The following is a 21027-nucleotide window of genomic DNA, read 5'->3' as shown; positions in this document are numbered from 1 at the left end:
TCGGACCGGCTTCGAACCTCCCTGAGTGTGCCCGTCTGCCGAAACGAATTCCAGTCCCCGGCGTAACAGTTATGTATCGAGTGTCACGCGGTGACGCCGATGCCCGCGGCCTGCTTCGCGACGTCGGTGTCAGCGAAAGCGAGGAATGCGTCGTTCTCGTGTGGATCGCCGATGGTCATCCGGACGCCCTCGACGCCGTACTGGCGGATCAGAATGCCCGCTTCGGTACTCGCCTCGGCAAAAGCGGGAGAGAGTTCTCCGAGGGGGAGATAGACGAAGTTCGCCGACGACTCGGGGACGGTGTACCCGGCTTCGATCAGAGCGGTTCGAACTCGCGTCCGCTCGGTGATGACACCTTCGGTGCGGGCAAGCAGTTCGTCTGCTGCAGCCAGGGAAGCGATTGCGGCGGCCTGCGCGACAGCGCTCACGGTGAACGGGGTGTGCACCTTGCCGAGGGCCACGATGATCTCCGGATCCGCGACCGCGTAACCCACGCGGATTCCCGCGAGGCCGTACGCCTTCGAGAAGGTGCGCAGAACAACCACGTTGGGGCGGCTGCGGAACAGCTCGATGCCGTCGGCGTCCGAGCGTGAGTATTCGAAGTACGCCTCGTCGAGTGCGACGACGACGTGCGCCGGGACCGCGTCGAGGAAGCTCTCGAGCTCTGCCTTCGACAGTGCATTGCCGGTCGGGTTGTTGGGGTTGCATACGAAGATCAACCGCGTGCGATCCGTGATCGCGGCCAGCATCGCGTCGAGGTCGTGGCCGAAGTCCTCGGTCAGCGGAACCTTGACCGAGACGGCATGGCCGACCTGGGTGACCACGGGGTACGCCTCGAACGAACGCCACGCGTAGATGACCTCGTCACCCTGATCGCACGTGATCTGCACGAGTTCCTGGCACAGTGTCACGGAGCCGCAACCAGCGGCGACGTTGGCCGGCTCGACTTTCAAGAAGCTGGCCAGCGCCTCGATGAGTGCAACCGCGGCATTGTCCGGGTAGCGGTTGGCATTGGCGACCGCGTCGGCGACGGCGTCACGCACACCGGGCAACGGCCCTACTGTCGTTTCGTTGCTCGCCAGCTTGATCGCACCCGGAAAATTGCGTCCGGGAACGTAGGCGGGGATGGAGGCGAGGTCAGGGCGAATGTGTGCGGTCACGAGTCGATTATGCGCGCACTGATTTGGTGCGTAGCGGCCGTCTGCGTGTCAGAGTTAGAAGATGTCGGAAATCTTCCGAGCCACCGCGTATCTGCGCGGAGCCGAAGGGGAGGTCGCCACGGCTGTTCCGCTGACCGTGGTGGAGCCGGACGGCCCGACGCGGGGCGGGATCGTCGTCCTGCATGAAGCCCGGAAGTTCAGCCCGGCTCTGCTGAATCTGATGTGCGCGCTTGCCGGCGAAGGGTGGGTGAGCGTCGCACCTCACCTGTTTCACCGCGAACCCGAACACATGCAGGGTGAGGTGTTCGGTGACAACCTCTTCGCCGACTTCGACGCGACCCTCGATTGGCTCGTCGGACGCGAAGTTCTCGCAGACACTATCGGGGTGCTCGGATTCGACGACGCCGGTACCGCCGCGATGCTCGTGGCCACCAGCCGTCCGGTCGGCGCCGCGGTGAGCGTCGCCGCCCGGGGAATCGTCGAAGCCTTGTCGGTGGATGCTCAGGCGCTTGTCGACGCGGCCACTTCCCTGCAGGCGCCGTGGCTGGCGCTGTACGGCGAGGACGATCCCAGCACGCCTCGCGAACACGTGACTCTGCTCCGGGAAGCGACCGCGAAGGCCGACGTCGCGACACTGGTGGTCAGCTACGCCGGACTGGCTCACCGGGCGGACGAGCCGCCACAGCTGTCCGAGGACGCTGACCTCGACGACCCTGATTCGGCCTCGATCATCGAAGCTCAGACCCGGATCTTCGACTGGTTCGACAGCCACCTGCGGTAAGTCCACAAAACAGTCCGCTGACCACACGTTTTGCCTTTGGTGGCGAAGGGTGTGTAATCTTTCGATCCGGCGGTCCGAAAGGATCGGAACCCCCAGGGAGGCGTGCCAGAGCGGCCGAATGGGACTCACTGCTAATGAGTTGTCCCTTTTACGAGGGACCGGAGGTTCAAATCCTCTCGCCTCCGCCAAGCCGGTGATTTTGACCGGCGGGTTAGAAATGATAGAAAGTACGACGGTAAGACACGCAAGACCAGCAAGACAACAGAACATGCGCCCGTAGCTCAACGGATAGAGCACTTGACTACGGATCAAGAGGTTAGGGGTTCGAATCCCTTCGGGCGCACAAAAGAAAGCCCCTCACCAGCAGAGATGCCGGTGAGGGGCTTTCTTGCATTTCGGCATAGGGTCGCGACGACACGGAATCGACATGAATTGGACGGGGTGGGCAAGTGACAGCAACCGCTTGGGCGGCCATCGCAGCATGGGTGACGTTGATCATAGGGGTGGCTGCACTCATCTTCGCTTCACGGCAGGTTCGCGAGGCGCGGGCACTGAGGGAGGAGCAGGCGGCCCCGTACGTAGTTGCGTACATGGAGGTATCGAACCGTAGCTTCGCGGTCATCGACTTCGTGATCAAGAACCTCGGAACAACCGCGGCCTACGACATCAAAGTGAAGTTCCTTCCGTTGCCGGTGCGGGTTTCGAATGGAGAGACGGTGGACTTCCCATATCCGGCTGAAATGCCGTTTCTAGCGCCGGGTCAGGAGTGGCGTGCCGCTTGGGATTTCGGGCCGACTAGAAATGCGGCCAGCCTTCACGAGATATACGACGTCACGATTGACTTCAAGAACAGCAAGCGAAAAGACATGGATCCGAGTTCTTCGCGCTTGGACTGGGCGCTGATCTGGCACCAGGTCGCGCCCAATCCGAAGCGCATCAGTCACATCGTCGGCGAACTGAAGGCAATGAACAGGGGGATGACGAAGCTAACGCGAACTCTGGAGGGGGTTCTGGCAGTCGATGGAGATCAGGAGGGTTCGGGTCAGGAACCCGACTCCACCTGATCTAACACATTGATCATGTCAGGGGCGGTTGCGGCTTTTTCGATGTAGTTGCTGAGTGGATGAGCTGGCTTGCTGCGTCTTAGTTGGTGGCTTCTCGGCGCTCGCCGGTCTGTCATTACTCGGCCGGCGGTTCTGTTGAATCAATGCGCACAAGTTCCTGACTTACGACACGCTTTCGACACGAATTCAAGATCATCTAACCGAACACGACGGCATGACCTTGAGTCGGTGTCTCAGGCTTGATGCACCTCAGCGAGTGAAGTCGAATGGCATCGAATCGGTCGTAATCTGCCGGCGCGCTCACAAGAGGTTGGGGGTTCGAGTCCCTTCGGGCACACAGCAGAAAGCTCCCTACCGGAAGAGATGGTGGTGAGGGCTTTCTCGTGTGCAAGCGACTCTTGCGGCGGCTTCGGTCATGCGCTCTGGCTGGTACGGAATCGGTACAGAGGTGTGTGGTACGGGTTGGCTACAGTGGATATATTTGACCGGTCACAGGTACGAGTAACCGCGCAGCGTTGAGAAGGTGAAAGTTCTAGTCTCGTCTAGGCAGCGTCAACTACGACGGCGGCGGATCAAATCAACGACTGGGTAGGTGTGAAACCTCGTCGACAAGTTCCTGATACGCACGTATTCGACGCTGGGAAACCATACGTTCGAGTTGAGTTCTCGGCGACCATGCACCGTTGTTTCGCTTTTGTTCCAAGAGCTTTGCCGCAGACCTTAGCTCGGGCAGCGCTAGGTGGTAGATACAGTCGACCGAACCGGACCCGTCCGCGATGATTCGTAGCATCGAAGGCCGTGGCTCCATTGTGACTACCGCGTAGTGCGGCATGTGGCCGCGCCGCTGCGCAACGAGCTTCGACCCCTGGGATACGCAGTCCTGCGCTCGATCAGTCCGCAAGGACCACTTGGAACTGAGGCCCACGAGCAGTCGTGAATCCTGCTCGGGGTCCGAGACCGTTATATCGATACGCAAGAGCGATTCCGAGGGCATCGCCGTCACCAGATCGGCGACCAGTTCTGCGTCGTGCTGGGATGCTGCGGCAATCCTTCTGAGTTTCTGAAGTGACGCCTTGATACGTGGCGTGCTGTCCGCTGCCTCCAGCCCCGCGATTACGTCATTGAGGTGACCTCCAGCTCCTTTGTATTTTCTAGCGAATTGCGTGAATGTGTCGAGGTGTTGGTATTGGTCGAAGTCCAGCGCCCGCCTCGACTGTCCTGAAACGAGATCTGGCCGCAACATTGATAGATGCTCGGCTACCGCGGCCTCCATAGCACTTCCGACCGCTGGGATCTCTGGCGCCCCGGGAGTTACGCCGAGAGCGTCGAACAACGCGTGGCCCAACTCAATGGACAGGGAATCATTGGCGTCGGACGTCGATGGATGTCCTGTCTTCAAACGGTAGCCGCAGAGCGAAGAGGCGAACGGTGCAGTCATTGATTCGTGGATTCCTGATAGCTGGATGTGTTCTGTGGATGATCGGCCGCTGAAAACTCGATTACCATTCCCTATTTGGCGGCTAGCGTCACTCTTTGATGGGTAGTTCTGGAGCGGAACCACATTCGTCGCTGCGAGCGATTGCCCAATGCTTGTCGTGAAGGAAAAACTTAGGGCGGTCGTCCGTTTCGGGTACTTCGCATACGCGGACGGAGAGCCAAGCTCCTTTGGGAGGTGGGTCAAACCCGAGTTCTCGTGCAATCTTGATATGCGTACGCAGGTGGCCAAGAATGATGAAGCCCTCCGGGCGTAAATCCTTGCGCGCATCGCGAACTCGTTTGGGTGCATCATCTTGCTGACCAACGGCCAGCACGACCTGGCGATTGACAAGACGTTGCGTTACGTGGCGAAATAGCTCGTTTACTCGATGCTGGCCGCTGGACTTGGGAACAAGAATACTTTCGCGGATATGCCGGGGTAGCTGCAAGAGGAGGTTAGTCGGGAGATCATTCTGAAGTCCGCCCCACAGCCAGTAGATCGACGAGAATGCTCCTTCGCTGATGCGGCGCTTGTTATCTCGGTTGTAACCTCGAACCTCGCCACCTGGCTTCCACCGCAGGAGTTCGTCGCTGGCGCGGATCAGCCCGGCCGCCCACTCGCTCTTGTCGTCATTCATCCACACCAGAAGTGCGGGGTGGTCCGCTTTGCCAGCGCGCTCGCCGTGGTCTGGGCATAAGTACATCTCCATCGGAATTTCCCACCCCCCGATGTCCTTCGAGAACTTGCAATCCACGTCAACTCCATCGATCTTCCAATCGAGATGAATCCCGTCGGAAATATCGAACTCGCGAGTCAGATTGATCTCGACTGCTGTTCCGAGGTAGGTCTTTTCGGTCTTGGTCAGGTGCTGGTAACACCAACGACCCGTTCGTTGCCCGTCGAGCAGTTCATCCAATGAGTCACGGAGGGTCCAGCGAAAGCGATTGCGTGCTTCCTTATGCCCTTCAAACCATTTGATTATAGGATGAAGGTCTTCGGGAACAGTTTGGTTTTGGGTGGCAGTAGGCAACCAATGCCTGTTTTTAGCCGAGGACATTGGAGTAGTTGGTGTGGGATACACCCGAAAGCTGTTACGAGTTCGCCTTAGCGCCCCTGCACGCGAGTCCTGCGTGGGGTCTAAAGTAACACCGTGGCTACCGACTTCGAAGAGACCATCACCGTTCATCACGGTTCATATAATGTCATTGCCACATCAATGTGTTGCAACGGGTGGAAGCATGGACGCCGTCGCGTTATAGGTACTGCTTGAGATGCTGGGCAATCGCTCGGGCGAGCCCTACTGGGACGGCGTTGCCAATTTGCTTTGCGATTTGAATTTTTGTTCCGCACCAGAGGAAATCCTCGGGGAAGTCCTGCAGCCGTGCGGCCTCATAATGGGTGATCGGCCTGTTCACTCGATGCTTGCCCGCTGCATCCCACTGCGGGTGAAGATACGACCCTTTCTCAGGCTTGAAGAACTCGGTCCGAATCGTGTGGGAAGGGAGAGTCCATCTCATGCGACCCATGACGTCTGTGGTGCCAGTTGGCTTTTCACGCCAGCATCGCGGCAAAAGGTGGTCGGGGAGATCGAATCTTCCACCGCCAGGAGGAATGTGGTCGTATCGCTCAAGAGAGAGGGGAGTCGGTGTTCTACCGAGATGAATGTCTAGCCCCTTGAATGTTCCGGGGACCACTTGGCCAAAGACCTCCACCGTTGATTCCGGGAGGCTAGTTGAGGTGGTCTTTTCCGGGATCCGCCCGATACGACTCCGTGTACCGACCCACTTCTTAAGTCCGGCTATCTCGGGATTTCTTGCATGTGTTGCATGCGGTAGCTCGATCTTCCCGATCCTGGACCCGATCACTATCGTTCGCTTTCGGCGCTGGGCGACGCCGAAGTCGGCGGCGTTCAAGTGGCCGAATGAGAGTTGATAGTTTTTCAGGCTCCCCCCGTCAGCTTCGGCAAGTAGCAATTGGAATTCGGTCGATTTCATGAAGCGATCGACGTTCTCGATCACAAAGACTTTCGGGTTCGCCTTCTTCACAACTCGCAGGTACTCGCGCCAGAGCTGGTTGCGTGGGTCATTCAGATCCTTGGAACCGAGATTGGAGAAGCCCTGGCAGGGGGGACCGCCGATGACCACATCTGCTTTCGGAATCGCAGATGCCTTGACGGTCGCTATGTCGCCGTACAGAGTGTGATCTTCGCCGAAATTGGCCGCGTACGTGGCTGCCGCGTGAAGATCGAACTCAATCGCCAGTTGCGGATCGAACCCTTCACTGGCAAAGCCGCTGGTCATGCCACCACACCCCGCGAAGAGATCGATCATCGAATGCATGGGGTCATCGTACGACCTAGTGCCGACAAATCTCGAGTTCGCGAGGCGGATGGGGATGCGGGCCACACCCATATTGCCGCTCGACGGTGGTCGGGTTGGGTGTCTCGTGAGTCCGGAGAGAGGAGTGATCGAAGGCTTGTGACGCTCCGTCGATCGTCGTGAATTCAACGATCGTACGAACCAACAACCGATCCCCGCGACCTATGCTTTCTCCGGAGCAGCCGCGCAAACCGAGGAGAACCCGTTGGAGACCGTCGACAGTCGGACGCTCCCGGTCTACTCGGCCGGGGCGGTCGAGGTGCCCTTTGTCATCGCGGGCATGGACGAGCTTGTCTCCCGCGAGACCCGGTGGGATGCGCACTCGCACCCGACTCACGAATTGTTGTGGAACGAGCGGGGAGCGTCGAGCGCCACGGTGGGATCGCGCACGTGGACCATTACGCCGACCGTAGGTCTGTGGATGCCCGCCGGCGTCCTGCACTCGGCGATCGCGCCGGCCGGCACCTGGTATCGGGCCGCTCAGCTCGACATCGCATCGGTTCCTTCTCTGTCCGACGTGCCGGTGGCGATCGAGGTCACTCCGCTGCTGCGGAACCTCCTCGAGCGACTGGCAGACGAGTCACTCGGAGCTCCTTCGCGCTCGCTCACGGAGCAGATGGTGATCGACGTGCTGGCACCGTCGCCGAACGAGTTGCTGGTGCTGGTGCCGGACTCGCCACTTCTGCAACCCATCGTCGATGCGATCGGTGACGATCCGAGTGACATGCGAACGCTGTCCGACTGGGCAAGGCTCCTCGGTGTCAGCCCGCGAACCATCACCCGGGTATTTCGGTCGGAGACCGGGATGAGTTTCGGGCAGTGGGTCTCGGCTGTGCGCGCCCAACGAGCGGTGACCCTTCTTGCCCACGGCTTGGATCTACAAGAGGTTGCCGAGCGTGTGGGCTACCACTCGACCAGCGCATTCGGGGCGGCATTCCGGCGCACTACAGGCGCTACACCAGGGATGTTCCGGGCTAGCTGATCGGCCATCACACCTTGTCTCGATCGCTACACGGGGTGTCTCAAACACGCGATTGCGCCACATTGCCCTCCCGTATGCGGTTTAGGCAAACCTAACCTAAGTGCCTGATTGAGCCGGGTTGAGGGCCGTACCCCTTCTCGAGAGAGTTCTGTTTTCATGCGTTCAAAACGCTTCTTGGCGGTGGCCGCAGCAGCGGTCGCAGTCGCCCTCGGCGTGACAGCTTGCAGTTCCGACTCCTCGGAGACCGCCGACGGCGGCAACGCCGGAAGCGGATCCAGCTCCTTCCCCGTCACGATCGAGCACGCTTTCGGAACTACGACGATCGACGCCAAGCCGGAGCGAGTTGCCACCGTCGCCTGGGCCAATCACGAAGTGCCCCTTGCTCTCGGCGTGGTTCCCGTCGGAATGGCAGCGGCGACTTTCGGTGACGACAACGGCAACGGAATGCTGCCGTGGGTCGAGGAAAAGCTCGATGACCTTGGCGCGAAGCCGCCGGTGCTCTTCGACGAGACCGACGGCATCGACTTCGAAGCCGTCTCCGATACGAACCCTGACGTCATTCTTGCCGCGTACTCCGGATTGACGCAGGAGGACTACGACACTCTCAGTGAGATCGCTCCGGTTGTGGCGTATCCCGAGGGGCCGTGGGCGACGTCGTGGCGCGACGTCATCAAGTTCAACAGCATGGGCCTCGGCATGGAATCCGAAGGGCAGGAACTGATCTCCACCATCGAAAAGGAGATCGCCGACGAGGTTGCCTCGCATCCGCAGCTTGCCGGCAAGGCAACCATGTTCCTGACGCACGTCGACACCGCTGATCTGAGCCAGGTCAGCTTCTACACGGCGAACGACACGCGCGCCGCGTTCTTCGAGGACCTCGGACTTTCGACGCCGAAGAGCGTTGCCGACGCCTCGACGGGTGGTGAGTTCTCGAAGAAGGTCAGTGCGGAGCGTGTGGACGTCTTCGACGACGTCGAACTGATCGTCACCTACGGTGACCAGGCACTTGTCGACGCACTCAAGGCTGACCCGCTGCTCTCGCAGATGCCTGCCGTCGCCAACAACGCGATCGTGTTCCTCAATGGAACCGGGCCGATGGGAACGGCGGCCAACCCGACTCCACTCGCAATTTCGTGGGTACTCGGCGACTACGTCGATCTGCTCGCCGGGGCCGCTGGAAAGTCGGAGTGACTGTAACCTCGCAGGATTCGACGTCGGGCGCTCGCGATACGCGGCGCCCGACGTTCGGCAATTCGCTGTGGTTGATCGCCCTTCTCGTTGTCCTCGCGGTGCTCATGTGCGCTTCGATCGTCATCGGCTCTCGTGAGGTCGACTGGTCCGATATCGTTGCCGCACTAGGCGGTTCAACGGACAACATCGGTCAGGGTGCGATTGCCAAGCGCATTCCGCGGACGGTGCTCGCGATAATCGTGGGAGCTGCGCTCGGTCTTGCCGGCGCTGTGATGCAGGGGATTACCCGAAACCCTTTGGCGGATCCCGGAATCCTCGGCGTCAACATGGGCGCTTCGCTCGCCGTGGTGATCGGAATGGCGTGGTTCGGATTGTGGACCCAGACCAGCATGATCTGGGTGGCCGTACTCGGTGCAGCCGGGGCGGCATTGTTCGTCTACGTAGTCGGGTCACTCGGGCGAGGTGGAGCCACGCCACTCAAGTTGGCTCTTGCCGGGGCCGCAACATCGGCTGCGTTTGCTTCGTTCATCACTGCGATCATGCTGCCGCGAAACGATATTGCGGGCAACATTCGTTCGTGGCAGATCGGCGGCGTCGGTGGCGCGAGTTTCGAGGTGATCCGGCAGGGTCTGCCTTTCCTCATTGTCGGCTTCGTGATCTGTCTGCTGTCAGCGCGCAGTCTCAACTCTCTTGCGCTCGGCGACGAGGTTGCGTCAGGTCTCGGCGAACGCGTCGCGGTGGTTCGTGCAGTGGCAGCGCTCGGTGCAGTGTTGCTCTGCGGTGCAGCCACTGCCATTGCCGGACCGATCGGCTTCGTCGGTTTGGTTGTCCCGCATCTGTGCCGCCTGCTGATCGGTGTCGACAACCGTTGGCTACTACCGTTTTCTGCGCTGACAGGTGCCGGCCTTCTCGTCGCCGCCGACATTCTCGGACGAATTGTCGCCCGGCCGAGCGAAATCGACGTCGGCATCATCACCGCGCTCATCGGAGCGCCCTTCTTCATCTATATCGTCCGCCGTCAGAAGATACGTGAGCTGTGACCACTACATTCGTTACTCCCGAAGTCGAGGTCGACGCAGTCGGAGCAAGCCGTATCCGACGAGGTAGACGCCGCCGCATCGTGATTGCCGTGCTGACGGTCCTCGCCGTCGCCTCTTTCGCGGTCACTCTGATGGTGGGAAAAACCTTCTACCCGCCGTCAGATGTGCTTCGCGTCGTGCTGGGGGAGAACGTACCCGGTGCCTCGTTCACAGTCGGCCGCCTCCGGCTGCCTCGCGCTGTCCTCGCTGTGGTCGCCGGAATCTGTTTCGGCTTGGGTGGCATCACGTTCCAGACGATGCTGCGCAACCCGCTCGCGAGCCCCGACATCATCGGAATCAGCTCCGGTGCAAGCGCTGCAGCAGCTTTCGCGATCATCTCGCTTTCGCTCGGCGGCTCGCAGGTCTCGATCTTCGCCATCGCTGTCGGTCTGGGCGTCGCAGTCTTGATCTACGTTCTGTCCTTCCGAGACGGTGTAGCGGGCACTCGGCTGATCCTGATCGGTATCGGCATCGCCGCGATGCTCGACAGCGTCACCGCCTACCTGCTCAGTACCGCCGCCGCGTGGGATCTGCAGGAGACGATGCGTTGGCTCACCGGCAGTCTCAACGGTGCCAACTGGGGTTCGACGGTTCCCGTGGTCCTGGCGCTGGTTGTCCTCGGACCGGTGCTGCTGAGCCAATCGCGCAACCTTTCGACCATCCAGCTCGGTGACGACGCAGCACAAGCTCTCGGCGTCAGAGTGGAACGAATGCGCATTCTGTCGATCATTGCGGCCGTCGGACTCATCGCCTTTGCCACTGCCGCTGCGGGGCCCATCGCCTTCGTCGCATTTCTGTCAGGGCCCATCGCCGCCCGCATCGTCGGTCCGGGAACATCACTTTTGATTCCGTCGGCGCTGGTCGGAGCGCTGCTGGTGCTAGTTGCCGATTTCTGCGGACAGTACGCCTTCGGCACCCGCTACCCCGTTGGCGTGGTGACTGGCGCGCTGGGAGCGCCGTATCTCGTCTACCTCATCATTCGCTCCAACCGAACGGGAGGTTCGCTGTGACCGAATCCCATACTCTGACTGCCGAAAACCTCGAACTCGGTTACGGAGGACGGACCGTCGTCGAATCGCTCGACCTCGCGGTGCCGCCGGGAAAGATCACGACCATCGTGGGCGCCAACGCGTGCGGCAAATCGACACTGCTGCGGTCGATGTCGCGGCTACTCAGTCCCCGAAGCGGTCATGTTCTGTTGGACGGCAAGGATGTTCATCGCCGGCCTGCGAAGAAGCTCGCTCGCACGCTCGGTCTGCTGCCGCAGTCACCGATCGCACCGGAAGGGATAGTTGTCGCCGATCTCGTCGGCCGTGGTCGTCATCCACATCAGCGGGTGCTGTCGAGGTGGAGCCGCGAGGATGACGCAGCTGTCGCCGAGGCGCTTGCGGCCACGGACACAACCGGATTGGCCGAACGATCGGTGGACGAGCTTTCCGGTGGTCAGCGCCAACGTGTGTGGATTGCGATGGCGCTCGCCCAACAAACCGATCTGCTTCTACTCGACGAGCCGACCACCTTCTTGGACGTGAGCCACCAGGTTGAGGTCTTGGACCTGCTCACCGACCTGAACCGGACTCGGGGTACAACGATTGTCATGGTTCTGCACGATCTCAATCTCGCCGCCCGCTACGCCGACTACCTCGTCGCCATGGCCGATCGCCGGGTCTACGCGGCGGGTGATCCTGCCGAGGTGCTCACGAGCGACAACGTCCGCACCGTGTTCGGTCTCGAGAGCCGAATCATCCCCGACCCCATGTCGGGTAAGCCGTTGGTGTTGCCGCTCGGGCGCCACCACGTGCTCGACGACGTGTCGACGTGACGGCGTCGAACGCCCCGGGCGGGCGGATCGAATCCGTGGAACAACTCAATGCGATTCTCGGACAGCCCCATCCGACGATCATGGAGAAGCAGACCGCTCACACGACTCCGTTGATCCGTGAATTCATCGAGCAGGCACGGTTTTTTGTGCTCGCGACATCCGATGCGGCCGGAAATTGCGATTGCTCGCCGCGCGGAGACTTGGTCAGTCAGGTTCTCTTCCCCGACGAGAAGACACTGGTGCTCCCGGATCGTCCGGGCAACCGGCGCGCCGACTCGTACCGGAACATGATCGAGAATCCTCACGTGGGGATCCTCTTTCTCGCGCCCGGGCACGACGAGATCGTGCGCGTCAACGGCACGGCGACTCTGTCCACCGATCCTGATCTGTTGGATTCGATGGCGATGAACGGCAAGCCTGCACAGCTTGCGGTGATCGTGCAGATCGACGAGGCGTATCTGCATTGCGCGAGAGCGATTCTGCGGGCGAAGCTGTGGGATCCGTCGACGTGGCCCGCATCCGATGAGGTGCCGAGTCTGCGCGACATGATGGCGGAGCAACACAGCCTGCGCGTCGAGGACCTCGAACCCGCCAGACAAGAGGCGTACCGCAAGTACCTGTACTGACCTCAGTCCGTTGGCCTTTCGCAGGAGAACGGACTCCACCAGCTGATCGTCAACTGGTGGAGACCGTCGTTCTTACTGTTCCGGGTTTACTGAAGCGAAATTGTGGCGCCACCGGAGAACATCGAGTCGTGTACCTCGATCTCCTTGGGGGTGGCACTGGTCGGGATGTCGAAGACAATGGTGGTCTTCCGTGTGATGCCGGGGTTTATGTCGCCGCCGATCGCGGTTTCGGCGTCGATATTGATCGCTGCCATCGTGTTGTTGGTGAACTCGCGACCTTCGGTGTCGATCAAGGTCTGATTGGATCCGAAGTAAGCCTGGGGCTTGTCGGAAGTGTTCGTGATCTCGACGTGAACGAGTACGAACTGACCCTCAGCTTGCTCTTGCAAGTAGGGATTGTCGCCGATCGTCGTGAGGCCGGTCTCGATACCCGTCACGGCGAAACCGAACTTTCCGTCTCGCACTTCCTCGCCGATTCCGGGATTCGAAGACTTCGTTTCCTTGGGAGCTTCGGCCGGGGCAACTGCGGCCACGGAGGCACCGTTGTCCGCGGCTTGCGTGGTTGTGGGGGCCGCGGCGGATTCTTCCTTGTCTTTGTCCCCGCCGCCAGTGGCGATCGCGACAATCACGAAGAACGCCACGATGCCTCCGACGACCCATGGCCACTTCTTCTTTTTCGCCGGTGAAGGCGGCGGTTGCTGAAATCCACCGGCCGGCTGAGCGTACTGGCCCGGGAACGGCGCGCCAGACTGATCTGGATAAGGCTGTCCATAAGGTTGCTGAGCCGGTGGTTGCTGTCCGTAGGGCTGCTGGGGTTGCTGCCCGTACGGCTGCTGAGGCGGCTGGCCATATGGCTGGTTAGGGTCCTGCGGGGGTTGTGTCATGGCCGTTCCTTCACGTGGGATTGCTCACGCATTACTAGGTGAGCATTCGATACTTCTACCAGACTGACCAGTCGCAATGTGTGCAGAGTGGTCGGTTTTGTCCGACAATGATCCGTGCCTTCAATTGCCTCCTCGCTGTTCTGGATTGCGCTGATCGCGGCCATCGCGCCGATAGTCGCGGGCCTGATCCCGCGTCGACTGGTTCCCGAAGTGGTGTTGCTACTGGTCGCGGGCGCAGTAGTCGGGCCGTTCGCCCTCAACATCGCAGCTGACAGCGAAGCGATCGGCATCCTCCGCGAACTCGGCCTCGGCATGCTGTTCCTGCTCGCCGGCTACGAGATCGACCGACAGGAACTCAGTGGGCGCGGCGGACGTCGAGCGCTCTACACATGGCTGTTCTGCCTCGCGCTGGCGTTCACGGTGGTCTCGCTGCTGGGAATGAGGAACGTGATCTCCGCCGAAGCCGCTGTTGCCATTGCGATGACGTCGACCGCTCTGGGCACGCTGCTGCCGATCCTCAAGGACAACAAACTCCTCGACACACGCTTGGGTAAGACCGTCCTCAACCACGGGGCCGTCGGCGAGCTCGGGCCGGTCGTCGCGATGGCGGTGCTGCTGAGTGCCCGTGGTGCCGTACTGTCGCTGATCGTTCTTGCCGTCTTCGCCTTGATCGCTGTCATCGTTGCGGTGCTGCCCGGCAAGCTGATTCACGAAGGCTCGTGGACACATCGCCTGGTGCGGGCAGGGGCGGACACGACGGCGCAGACGACGGTCCGCCTCACCGTTCTGTTGTTGGTCAGCCTCGGAGTGCTGTCGGCTGTGTTCTCACTCGACGTCATTCTCGGTGCGTTTGCCGCCGGCTTCATCCTGCGGCGACTGATGCCGGAGGGCGACGAGCGCCTCGAGATCAAGCTCGACGGGATCGCCTTCGGGTTCCTCATCCCGATTTTCTTCATCACTTCAGGCATGGCGATCGACGTCTCGGCGGTCGCCGCCAGTCCCGGCATACTGATTGCGTTTTTGATCCTGATCGTTGTAGTCCGGGGCGTGCCGGTGTTCTTCGTGACCAAGTTCGAGAAGGTGGAGCCGCCCTTCACCACGCGCGAAAGTGCGCAAGTCGCGTTGTACGGGGCTACCGGCCTGCCCATGATCGTGGCGGTCACGGGCGCGGCCGTCGACGCGCATCAGATGTCCTCGGACAACGCGTCGATTCTTGTCGCGGCCGGGGCGATCACGGTTCTGCTGTTGCCGATGATTGCCACTCTGTTGACGAAGAAAGAGAAAGTGTCCTGATTCAGAGATCCAACTGCTCGTCGAGCCAGTCGAACATCCGCTGATCCGTCAGACGCCTCGCCATGGGCTGGCAGTGGAAGTTCGCGCCCTCGGCAGCGGTGAAGGGAACCACCGTCGTCGGTCCGCCGGCGAGGGCGGCAAGCCGCTTGGATTGACCGGGCCAGAATTGCTCGCCTTCCGGATCGGTGATGAGCAGGGGAGTGGAGATCGAGCCGGCGACGTGTTCGAGGTGGTACTTCCGAACCTCGGCGAGAGTGTTGTAGTAGCCGGCGGCGAGGTACGGACGCGCTCGGAAACGCCAGATTCGGGCGCTGTCCTTGGAGAATTTCATTCCCAGCCCTATCGCCATGTCGCGGTCGAAGGCCTCCGACTTTCCCTCGTCGAGTAGCTTCTGCATGTTCTTGGGGATATGGGCGAGCCACGACGCGGCCACGTCCACGACCCCCGGATCGGCGATCGCTGCCGCGATCCGATGCTCGAACGCCAACGACTGGGGCACCCAGTACCCGCCCTGACTGATCCCGTACATCGCCAGCTTCGACGCATCGACGTCCGGCCGGTCCACGAGATAGTCGACGACGGGCGTGATGACGGCTTCCCAGTCGTGACGGAACGGGATGTTGCGCTCGAAGAGCATCGACTGCTGACCGGGACCGTCGAACATCAACACGTTGTAGCCCCGCTCGAGCGCCCCGGCACCGCCGCTGCCCCACAGCCCGCTGATCGGGCCGTCGCTACCGTTCACCATGATCAACGTCGGCCGTCGCACGTCCCCGGGCGGCCGGAAGAAGTACCCGGGCAGGTAGGTGTCCTCGTAAGGGATCCGGACGCGTTCGACGGGCTGGGAGGTGGTGTCGACGAAGCGGTCCCACGCCTGTCGGTGACGTTTGAAAGTGGGGACCAGAACCGAATCGTCGCTGAGACCGTCGACTGCGTTGATCGCCACACCGAAGTACGACGCCGCCCGCAGGTACGCGTTGGACGCGCTTCGCGAATGCCCGGCCTCGGCTGCCTCATCGGCCTGCCCGGATACCCGTGTGCCGAGGTCGAACCAGGCCTCGTACCAGCCTTCGAGGTCCTTCTCGCCGACGTGAGCGATGGCCGAGAGCACTTCGCCGGTGTCTGCCGCGCCGAAGGTGGCTTGCCCGAGAACGACTCGTAGCTCGAAGTCGAAGGATTCGTTGCAATAGAAACCAGCAGTGAACGCCTGGTGCGGATGGGCGAAGAACGACGACGCGAGAGACATGGGCACACCTTCGCTAGTTCGGGGCAGCCATTTTCAGTTGTAGTTCCAGGATCGCCCGAATCGCTTGCCGGAAAACCTGTCAGCGCGGCGACGCCGGGAGCCCGGTGGATGGCGGCCTCGACATCGCAAATGCCAGGGTGCACAACCACAACGACATTCCCAGCACCTGCGCACGTTGAGCGATACCCAGTCCGAGATTACCGCCGCCGGAGACTTCGATGCTGTTGGTCGTCAACATCCACACCGTCGCAAGGGAAGTCAGGATCAGAATGGTCAGACCCGTCGTCCGCAAAGAATGGTGCTCGCGATACCTGAACGCTCCCACGGTGAATGCGATCATCGCGGTGAAGATCGCGAAGACCGCCACGCTGCTCGTCAACGCGTGAACATGGTGGAGCTGCGGAAGTAGACCGTCGGGTGCGCTCGACGGGCAACCCTCGCCCGAGCATTCGAGGGGGAACGACGCGTCGGCGATGGTCGCGATGCCGAACACCGCCAGCGCAATCCAGCCCGTGACGTAGAGCCTTCGCCGGGGCGTGATCAGCAGACCCAGCGCTCCGGAGATCAACATCAAGATTGCGGACAGGACATCGGCGTTACCGAAGACATCGCGGTATTTCTGGTTCTCGGCATCGAGTTCGCTGAGGAACGATGTCACCGGGTCGAGGCCGGTGTCCAGGAAGAATTCGAGAATCCACGACGAGTAGACGATTCCGCCCAGAGCCAGCGCAGCCACCAAACCCCACCGCGCAACGTTGCGTTCCTTCACGGAATCGAGCTTACGGACCGAGCAGGGCTTTCTGGACGCGTTCGGCCGCTACCAGCGGATCTTCGTGCTCCCAGATGCGGATGACGGTCCAACCCTGCTCTGCCAGACGTGCATCGGTGTCGCGGTCTCGAACCACGTTGGCGGCCAACTTGTCCGTCCACCACTGCGCGTTGTTCTTGGGAAACGTCGCATGCTGCGGGCAGCTGTGCCAGAAGCATCCGTCCACGAACACCGCGACTTTGCGGCGTGGAAATACCAGATCGGCCCGTCGGCGAACACCTTTGATCGGCGCCCGATCCACGAAGTACCGGAGTCCGCGCCGATGAAGCTCGCGTCGAAGTGCGATTTCGGGTTTGGTGTCGCGCCGACGCTGAGCGCTCATCCGAGCGCTGGTGGCAGGATCCGTCGCAGGCACCGTGGTTCTCTCAGCCGTCGGAATCGTCGCTGTCTTCGGGATCGGACCAGGTAGGCGCAAACCTGTTGCGACGCTCCACTTCACCGTGCACGACGGTCACGAAGTCGGTGAACGAGAGAGTCTGGCTCTCGGTGGGGCGGCCGTTGCGCGGCGGTGGTTCGTCGACGTCGAAGAACCGGACTGCACCATCGGGTTCGTAGAGTCCGATGTAGACCTTCTCGAAGAGGTCGTAGCGCGTGTCTTCGGCGCCGAGATCCACCCAGGCCTTTCCCGGAACGCCGACCACCGCGCGCTTGCCCCGACCCGAGCGCTTCGAGAGCGTCGTGACGTGGTGTGCAAAAGAGGATTTGCCGGTGTCGCTGGTCTTGGTCGGGTCGCCGTCGTCGCACGTGGCGTACGGCTCGAACATGACGGCGACCAACACGCTGTACGGCTGACGCTGATGCAGAACCATTGCCTCGCCACGCAATTCGTGGTCGTTGCGGACGATGTTCTTGGTCCACCGTCCCAGCTTGCCGCTGCGGGGACTGTAGTCCTGGAAGTTGTACGTCTTGATGGAGACGCAGAGGATCAGGCCGAGAGTGGGGTCGAGTGCCTTGACGTCCAAGCGCTTTCGGCCCTTGGCGACATCGACTGTTGCCTCCTGGCCTTCACCGGACGCCGTCGGGGTGATGTTGGGATACAGCGGACGCAGAGCGTCGGCCACCGTCTGTGCCAGTTGATTGGACAGTCGCTGGGCGTAGTTCTTCTTCTCGCCGCGATCGGCGTCGGCCGGGGGCTTGTCGCCCGCGAGTTGCAGTGCACTCCACAGTGGTTCGTGTTCCGGTTCGGAAAACAGCGTTTCAGGTTCGGGGAACAGCGAGTCCGTCATGCTGCGGCCTCGGGGTATCCGCCCATCCGCTCGAGATGGCTTTCGACGTCCTCGATGAAACCGGGGATGAACCGAAGATTACCCATGCGTGCGCGCTTGAGGAAGCCGGCGGTGGCCCGAGCCGACAGCAACCGCGTGTCTTCGAGGAAGCCGCTCAGATCCTCGTAGTCGTACTGGACCGGCCAGGTCGAGGTATGGACGCGGAAGGCCTGGCGGTTACGGCCCCAGGCCGCGCTCGGCCACGCGTCGCCGGGCTCGAGCGGCGTCTCGCCGGCCGCGTCGTATTCGATGGGATCGCTCAACCGGCCACCGACCCACGACGCCATCCGCACGCTCACGGCATTCCCGACGAGCTTCCAGCGATGGCTGTGGCGAAGGCCGGGGACCTCGACGGACGGCAGCGTCCAGTCGGGATCGAAACCCTGTAAGCGTTCGGCGTCGACGAGGCCGGGGGTGACGATCTCACCGGACGGCAACCGGACTGCCGGTTGGCTGGGGATGCCGACGGACGAGCCGCCCTTGAGCGTCGGCACGGCGTTGACGGCCCATCCGAGTCCGCGGGTGCCTTCGGTCCAGTAGAAGCCGCACGGGTAGTCCGCAGGATCGCCGCCCAGGCGCTCGCCGGCGTCCTGGCCGAACAGGATTTCGCGAGGATCGTCTGTGCGCGAGGCGAGCATGATGACCCGCTGGCGACGCTGGGGGAGTCCGAAGGCGCGGGCGTCGACCACCCGGTACGCCCAGGTGTATCCGAGGTCTTCGAGGGCGTCGGTGATGTGCCGCATGGCGGCGCCCTTGCCGAGCTGGAGCATGAACGGAACGTTCTCGATCAACAGCCAGCGCGGGCCCTTCTTACGCTTGACCAGACGGAACACCTCGTCCACCAGGCCTGAGCGTGCGCCGGTGATGCCTGCCGTTTTGCCGGCCTGAGAGAGGTCCTGGCAGGGGAAACCGGCGGCCACCAATTCGATGTCACTGGGCAGCGCGCGAAGTTTGGTGACGTCACCGTGCAACGGCACGTCGGCGAAACGCGAACGGAGAACTGCCTGCGCGCCCGGATCGATTTCACACAGCAGTTCGGTGTTCCACCCATGTTCCGAGAGCCCCAACTCGAGACCACCGATACCGGCAAACAAACCCACCATGCTCCGCGACGACGTCACAGCACCCTTCCTCACGAACCGACCTAGAAGCACGGTACTCGAGAACTCCGACACCGTTTGCCAACTATTCGGTCCGCGGCGTGCTCCTTATGGAAGAACCGTTGTGAAACGCCTTACATCGAGATCTTCGGGGCCGATCGAAGTCCCTAAAAGGTCCCTGATCGAAGCAATAACCCGAACCAGCGGTGCTCCGTGCCCGTTCGTCCATTACCGTGGTCGGGTGAGCATCCAACCTTCCGGTGACGCGTCCTGGCCCGCGGTATTGACCTGGCAGGCCCACAACGCTCCTCGTATGGAGTCTGTTCGTGTGCAGCTGAACGGAAATCGCATCAAGGCTTCCGGCCGGATCATCGGTGGAGCCTGCAGTGAGCACCCGGCATTCAGCGCGTCGTACGACCTGGTCACCGACGAGGCCGGCATCACCCGCCGGTTGTCCGTGCGGACCGCCCTGGCCGCCGGTGAGCGTCAGATGTCGATCAGCCGGGACGAAGAAGGCACCTGGATGGTCGAGAACGGCGCCAGTCACCAGCGCTCTGCGTTCGATGGCGCACTCGATGTCGACGTGATCCTCAGCCCGTTCTTCAACACGCTGCCCATCCGCCGCGTCGGCTTGCAGAACGACATCGAGGACGCCGAGGTCCCGGTCGTCTACGTCAATCTCCTCGACCTGCGCGTCGAGGGTGCGACCATCACCTACAGCTCCGGCGCCGACGGAATCAGTGTGTTGTCCCCGGTGTCCAGCTCGACGCTGTCCGTCGACACCGAAGGTTTTGTCCTCGACTACCCGGGTCTGGCAACTCGTATCTAGGTTTCGTATCTCTAGGTTGCGTAGTTCTAGGTTCCGGATCGCCGGATGACGCCGCCGCGTCGACCGGCGTCTCGCATCCGGTTGATCCAGTCGGGTTCTCCGGCCTGAACGTCTTCGATGTCCCACCGCTCGTGCGACTCGTAGGCGCCGCGCGCCGCGAACCCTGCGTCCACCAATCGTGCCGTCGAGCCGTTGTCGAGCAGATCGGTACGTGCGCCCTGCAAAAGGTCGAGCGCCTCGTCCAGCGCGACCAGCAGGGCGTCGCGGTTGCCCTCGCACATCGCCCGCACCAGGCCAGGAGCGCTCCCGGCCACGCGAGTGCCGTCGCGAAATGATCCGGCAGCCAGCCCGAGAGCCAGTTCGCCTCCGGCAGCTCCGGTGATCGCAAGCGTTTCCGCGAGCAGGTGAGGCAGATGCGAGATTCGCGCGACTGCTCGATCGTGTTCCAGAGATTCGGCCGGCACGACGACCGAGCCGCAGTCGAGTGCAAGGTCGGCGACCTGCGACCACACGTCTGCGTCGACGCCCTCGTCGGTGGCAACGACCCACACCGCGTCGACGAACAGATCGGCATCCCCGACCGCCCAACCCGAAGCTGACGTCCCCGCCATCGGATGACCGCCCACGAACTTGGCGCTCAAGCCCGCTCGTTCGACCGCGGCCTTCACTTCACCCTTGACGCTGACGACGTCCGTGATCGGATTGTCGGGCGCATGCGCGGCGATGGCCTCCAAGGTGGCGTCGACGGCAGGCATCGGCACGGCGACCACGATGATCGCGCCGCTTTCTTTCGCTCTCTGCAGCACTGAAACCAGATCGGTGTCGGCGTCGAAACCGTCGGCTCGGGCCGCGTCGGCGGACTCGCTGGAACGGTTGTAACCCCACGCCCGGCGGCCGGATCGGACGGCGGCGCGAAGTAGCGAACCGCCGATCAATCCGAGGCCGAGAACGCAGACTGGTGGGGCGGAATCGATCGCAGACACGAGTTCAGGTTGGCACATCGATGCTCGGACTTCACTCA

21 protein-coding genes and 2 tRNA genes are annotated in these 21027 nt (G+C 61.9%); 12 read left to right on the top strand and 11 right to left on the bottom strand.

Translation table 11 applies throughout. From position 1 onward, the window contains the following. Nucleotides 1-83: 83 nt before the first annotated feature. Nucleotides 84-1160, bottom strand: coding sequence for a histidinol-phosphate transaminase (gene hisC / locus RhoBH5_RS21355; RefSeq protein WP_047271525.1), 1077 nt, complete (start codon nt 1158-1160; stop codon nt 84-86). Between the two features lie 61 nt (nt 1161-1221). Here hisC and RhoBH5_RS21350 point away from each other — a divergent pair, with 61 nt between their 5' ends. From RhoBH5_RS21350 to RhoBH5_RS21335, 4 genes are all read left to right on the top strand, one after another. Then, the gene (locus tag RhoBH5_RS21350; RefSeq protein WP_003943860.1) at nt 1222-1941 is read left to right on the top strand and encodes a dienelactone hydrolase family protein; all 720 of its coding nucleotides are present in this window, start codon (nt 1222-1224) and stop codon (nt 1939-1941) included. Nucleotides 1942-2037: 96 nt separating this feature from the next. After that, nucleotides 2038-2129, top strand: a tRNA-Ser gene (locus RhoBH5_RS21345). Between the two features lie 82 nt (nt 2130-2211). After that, nucleotides 2212-2284, top strand: a tRNA-Arg gene (locus tag RhoBH5_RS21340). Nucleotides 2285-2390: 106 nt separating this feature from the next. Beyond that, entirely contained in the window at nt 2391-3005 is a 615-nt protein-coding gene (locus RhoBH5_RS21335; RefSeq protein ID WP_270008757.1) for a hypothetical protein, read from the top strand. Nucleotides 3006-3582: 577 nt separating this feature from the next. Here RhoBH5_RS21335 and RhoBH5_RS21330 read toward each other — a convergent pair. From RhoBH5_RS21330 to RhoBH5_RS21320, 3 genes are all read right to left on the bottom strand, one after another. Further along, nucleotides 3583-4443 (bottom strand): NgoMIV family type II restriction endonuclease, encoded by an 861-nt coding sequence (locus tag RhoBH5_RS21330; RefSeq protein WP_270008756.1) that lies wholly within the window; start codon nt 4441-4443, stop codon nt 3583-3585. 88 nt (nt 4444-4531) lie between these two features. After that, on the bottom strand, nt 4532-5539 hold the full coding sequence (locus tag RhoBH5_RS21325) for a NaeI family type II restriction endonuclease (protein WP_270008755.1): 1008 nt from the start codon (nt 5537-5539) through the stop codon (nt 4532-4534). A 196-nt stretch (nt 5540-5735) separates the two neighbouring features. Beyond that, a complete protein-coding gene (locus RhoBH5_RS21320; RefSeq protein ID WP_270008754.1) occupies nt 5736-6821 on the bottom strand; it encodes a DNA cytosine methyltransferase in 1086 nt (361 codons plus the stop codon). Nucleotides 6822-7065: 244 nt separating this feature from the next. Here RhoBH5_RS21320 and RhoBH5_RS21315 point away from each other — a divergent pair, with 244 nt between their 5' ends. From RhoBH5_RS21315 to RhoBH5_RS21290, 6 genes are all read left to right on the top strand, one after another. Then, on the top strand, nt 7066-7842 hold the full coding sequence (locus tag RhoBH5_RS21315) for a helix-turn-helix domain-containing protein (RefSeq protein ID WP_039973248.1): 777 nt from the start codon (nt 7066-7068) through the stop codon (nt 7840-7842). Nucleotides 7843-7998: 156 nt separating this feature from the next. Beyond that, a complete protein-coding gene (locus tag RhoBH5_RS21310) occupies nt 7999-9033 on the top strand; it encodes an iron-siderophore ABC transporter substrate-binding protein (RefSeq protein ID WP_081557225.1) in 1035 nt (344 codons plus the stop codon). Next, the gene (locus RhoBH5_RS21305) at nt 9030-10073 is read left to right on the top strand and encodes a FecCD family ABC transporter permease (protein WP_118604832.1); all 1044 of its coding nucleotides are present in this window, start codon (nt 9030-9032) and stop codon (nt 10071-10073) included. The genes RhoBH5_RS21310 and RhoBH5_RS21305 overlap by 4 nt, the downstream gene beginning before the upstream one ends. Continuing rightward, a complete protein-coding gene (locus tag RhoBH5_RS21300) occupies nt 10070-11122 on the top strand; it encodes a FecCD family ABC transporter permease (RefSeq protein WP_083057867.1) in 1053 nt (350 codons plus the stop codon). The genes RhoBH5_RS21305 and RhoBH5_RS21300 overlap by 4 nt, the downstream gene beginning before the upstream one ends. Continuing rightward, the gene (locus RhoBH5_RS21295) at nt 11119-11934 is read left to right on the top strand and encodes an ABC transporter ATP-binding protein (RefSeq protein ID WP_270008753.1); all 816 of its coding nucleotides are present in this window, start codon (nt 11119-11121) and stop codon (nt 11932-11934) included. Before RhoBH5_RS21300 ends, RhoBH5_RS21295 begins: the two co-directional genes overlap by 4 nt. Further along, complete coding sequence (locus tag RhoBH5_RS21290; protein WP_007731668.1) at nt 11931-12560, top strand: pyridoxamine 5'-phosphate oxidase family protein; 630 nt, start codon at nt 11931-11933, stop codon at nt 12558-12560. Before RhoBH5_RS21295 ends, RhoBH5_RS21290 begins: the two co-directional genes overlap by 4 nt. An 86-nt stretch (nt 12561-12646) precedes the next feature. Here the strand turns inward: RhoBH5_RS21290 and RhoBH5_RS21285 are convergent, their stop codons facing one another. Next, nucleotides 12647-13444, bottom strand: coding sequence for a DUF4352 domain-containing protein (locus RhoBH5_RS21285; protein WP_270008752.1), 798 nt, complete (start codon nt 13442-13444; stop codon nt 12647-12649). Between the two features lie 114 nt (nt 13445-13558). Here RhoBH5_RS21285 and RhoBH5_RS21280 point away from each other — a divergent pair, with 114 nt between their 5' ends. Continuing rightward, a complete protein-coding gene (locus tag RhoBH5_RS21280; RefSeq protein ID WP_165638731.1) occupies nt 13559-14737 on the top strand; it encodes a cation:proton antiporter in 1179 nt (392 codons plus the stop codon). A 1-nt stretch (nt 14738) separates the two neighbouring features. On the opposite strand, the gene RhoBH5_RS21275 is transcribed toward RhoBH5_RS21280, so the two are convergent. From RhoBH5_RS21275 to RhoBH5_RS21255, 5 genes are all read right to left on the bottom strand, one after another. After that, entirely contained in the window at nt 14739-15983 is a 1245-nt protein-coding gene (locus RhoBH5_RS21275) for an alpha/beta hydrolase family protein (protein WP_270008750.1), read from the bottom strand. Nucleotides 15984-16062: 79 nt separating this feature from the next. Then, nucleotides 16063-16752 carry a DUF998 domain-containing protein gene (locus tag RhoBH5_RS21270; protein ID WP_116057428.1) on the bottom strand — a complete coding sequence of 230 codons (690 nt, stop codon included), beginning with the start codon at nt 16750-16752 and terminating at the stop codon, nt 16063-16065. 10 nt (nt 16753-16762) lie between these two features. Continuing rightward, nucleotides 16763-17167, bottom strand: coding sequence for a very short patch repair endonuclease (locus RhoBH5_RS21265; protein ID WP_030535751.1), 405 nt, complete (start codon nt 17165-17167; stop codon nt 16763-16765). A gap of 10 nt (nt 17168-17177) precedes the next feature. Further along, complete coding sequence (locus tag RhoBH5_RS21260; protein WP_116057427.1) at nt 17178-18038, bottom strand: hypothetical protein; 861 nt, start codon at nt 18036-18038, stop codon at nt 17178-17180. Further along, nucleotides 18035-19180, bottom strand: coding sequence for a DNA cytosine methyltransferase (locus RhoBH5_RS21255; protein WP_030535749.1), 1146 nt, complete (start codon nt 19178-19180; stop codon nt 18035-18037). Before RhoBH5_RS21255 ends, RhoBH5_RS21260 begins: the two co-directional genes overlap by 4 nt. Nucleotides 19181-19418: 238 nt before the next feature. Between RhoBH5_RS21255 and RhoBH5_RS21250 the strand changes: the two genes are divergently transcribed. Further along, complete coding sequence (locus tag RhoBH5_RS21250) at nt 19419-20006, top strand: putative glycolipid-binding domain-containing protein (RefSeq protein ID WP_073512852.1); 588 nt, start codon at nt 19419-19421, stop codon at nt 20004-20006. A gap of 26 nt (nt 20007-20032) precedes the next feature. On the opposite strand, the gene RhoBH5_RS21245 is transcribed toward RhoBH5_RS21250, so the two are convergent. Then, nucleotides 20033-21007: a prephenate dehydrogenase gene (locus RhoBH5_RS21245; protein ID WP_116057426.1), complete on the bottom strand. Its 975-nt coding sequence runs from the start codon at nt 21005-21007 to the stop codon at nt 20033-20035. Between the last annotated feature and the right edge of the window lie 20 nt (nt 21008-21027).

Origin of the sequence: Rhodococcus sp. BH5, from assembly GCF_027583855.1 — a bacterium.
In the GTDB taxonomy this organism is placed as follows: domain Bacteria; phylum Actinomycetota; class Actinomycetes; order Mycobacteriales; family Mycobacteriaceae; genus Rhodococcus_F; species Rhodococcus_F qingshengii.
This window is presented reverse-complemented; position numbering and strand designations above follow the sequence as displayed.

Excerpts from the sequence above, each read along its gene's own strand:
- RhoBH5_RS21350 (WP_003943860.1), top strand. The coding sequence starts at position 1,222 with ATGTCGGAAATCTTCCGAGCCACCGCGTATCTGCGCGGAGCCGAAGGG.
- RhoBH5_RS21330 (WP_270008756.1), bottom strand. The coding sequence starts at position 4,443 with ATGACTGCACCGTTCGCCTCTTCGCTCTGCGGCTACCGTTTGAAGACA.
- RhoBH5_RS21325 (WP_270008755.1), bottom strand. The coding sequence starts at position 5,539 with ATGTCCTCGGCTAAAAACAGGCATTGGTTGCCTACTGCCACCCAAAAC.
- RhoBH5_RS21320 (WP_270008754.1), bottom strand. The coding sequence starts at position 6,821 with ATGCATTCGATGATCGATCTCTTCGCGGGGTGTGGTGGCATGACCAGC.
- RhoBH5_RS21310 (WP_081557225.1), top strand. The coding sequence starts at position 7,999 with ATGCGTTCAAAACGCTTCTTGGCGGTGGCCGCAGCAGCGGTCGCAGTC.
- RhoBH5_RS21285 (WP_270008752.1), bottom strand. The coding sequence starts at position 13,444 with ATGACACAACCCCCGCAGGACCCTAACCAGCCATATGGCCAGCCGCCT.
- RhoBH5_RS21275 (WP_270008750.1), bottom strand. The coding sequence starts at position 15,983 with ATGTCTCTCGCGTCGTCGTTCTTCGCCCATCCGCACCAGGCGTTCACT.
- RhoBH5_RS21260 (WP_116057427.1), bottom strand. The coding sequence starts at position 18,038 with ATGACGGACTCGCTGTTCCCCGAACCTGAAACGCTGTTTTCCGAACCG.
- RhoBH5_RS21255 (WP_030535749.1), bottom strand. The coding sequence starts at position 19,180 with ATGGTGGGTTTGTTTGCCGGTATCGGTGGTCTCGAGTTGGGGCTCTCG.
- RhoBH5_RS21245 (WP_116057426.1), bottom strand. The coding sequence starts at position 21,007 with ATGTGCCAACCTGAACTCGTGTCTGCGATCGATTCCGCCCCACCAGTC.